The sequence below is a fragment of the Leyella stercorea DSM 18206 genome (genome assembly GCF_000235885.1).
Lineage (GTDB): Bacteria > Bacteroidota > Bacteroidia > Bacteroidales > Bacteroidaceae > Prevotella > Prevotella stercorea.
On sequence record NZ_JH379338.1, the window covers coordinates 1 to 1,251 of the forward strand.

Here is a 1,251-nt window from a genome sequence, read left to right on the forward strand (position 1 = left end):
GGGTATAGCAAGGATGCTATACCCTCCTATGGATGGTGTCTGCGTGGGTATAGCAGGATGCTATACCCTCCTATGGATAGTGTCTGCGTGGGTATAGCAAGAATGCTATACCCTCCTATGATTTGATGGAAGATACGCTCAAATCCTGGTAGATGCAACCTGTATCTTCCAGCCCTTATCCCTTTGATACGCAACGCGCTACGCTGAAAATGGAAGATATGGTAGATAATTTCGACTATTTTAAAAATCTTAACTAAAATATATTGTTGGTCTTAATACATTTTGCTTTATTTGCAACAGAATAATATTCTTTATACAATACAAAACTATTAATTATAAAACCAAACGATTATGAAAACAAAACTTTTACCCCCCCCCAATTGCTCGCCTTTTGCTTGTAATTATTATTTGTTTACCCGTATGTGGTAGCAATATGTTCGCTCAAACAGCAGAGTCGTATGTCGTGTTAGATAATGCAGCCGGAACGCTGACCTTCAAACACGATGCAAATAAACCCGCAGGAGCGTTCTCGCTGAATGAGGGTGAGCTTTATCCCGCTTGGTATGCAATGGCAGGTGATCATACCGGGTATAATGAAAACAATATTAAGAAAGTTGTCTTCGATTCTTCTTTTGCTAATGCTCGCCCAACGAATTGTTGTTTTTGGTTTGTGGGATGTAAAGATTTAACAGTTATCGAGGGTCTTGAATATCTTAACACAGAGAAAGTGACGAGCATGAGATCCATGTTTGCATCTTGTACCAACCTTACCTCCCTTGATGTCTCTAAGTTTAGAACACAGAATGTTACGGATATGTATTATATGTTCGGTGATTGCAGTAGCCTTACCTCACTCGATGTCTCTAAGTTTGATACACGGAACGTGACAGATATGGATTATATGTTTAATAACTGCAGTAATCTTACCTCCCTTGATGTCTCTAAGTTTGATACACAGAATGTGACGAGTATGTGGACTATGTTTAAGGGATGCAGTAGCCTCACCTCCCTCGACCTTTCTAACTTCGACACACAGAACGTGACTAATATGTACGGTATGTTCTATGGTTGTGTAAACCTCGCCACAATCTATGCAAGTGATAAGTTTGTGACTACTGCTTGTTCATACTATGAAAGGATGTTTAGTGGTTGTGAGAAACTTGTGGGTGCTGTGCCTTATGATGAAAACAAGGTGGGTAAGGAGATGGCAAACTACACCACGGGCTATTTCACGTATAAGGCAGCAAGTGG

The 1,251-nt window shown here is 40.3% G+C and carries 1 protein-coding gene; it reads left to right on the plus strand.

The annotated features are described in order from the left end of the window. Positions 1-568 precede the first annotated feature (568 nt). On the plus strand, positions 569-1,251 hold a 683-nt coding region (locus tag HMPREF0673_RS00175), incomplete at its 3' end, for a BspA family leucine-rich repeat surface protein (RefSeq protein WP_245544207.1).